Origin of the sequence: Staphylococcus gallinarum (genome assembly GCF_000875895.1) — a bacterium.
Taxonomy (GTDB): Bacteria; Bacillota; Bacilli; order Staphylococcales; family Staphylococcaceae; genus Staphylococcus; species Staphylococcus gallinarum.
The window spans coordinates 1-241 of the sequence record NZ_JXCF01000142.1 but is presented as its reverse complement, the minus strand read 5'-3'; the positions used below and the strand labels follow the sequence as shown (position 1 = coordinate 241).

The 241-nt window shown below is 30.3% G+C and carries 1 pseudogene; it reads left to right on the top strand.

What is annotated here, in order from left to right:
* Positions 1-241 (top strand): annotated as a pseudogene (locus SH09_RS13800) (MobV family relaxase); the annotation flags it as partial.

Below are 241 nucleotides of genomic sequence, written 5' to 3'. Positions count from 1 at the left end.
CCAAAAATTAAGCCATATACAACAAAAAAGCAATGAGTTGATAGAACAATACCAAAAATCATTAGAAACGCTTAAAAAGCCTTTAAACGTCAAATATGAACATGAAACTGAAAAAGTAGGTGGTTTGTTCAACAAAGAAATACAAGAAACAGGGAATGTTGTAATAAGCCAAGAAGAATTTAATAACTTTCAGAAACAAATACAAGCAGCACAAACGATTACAGAAGATTATGAGCGTATT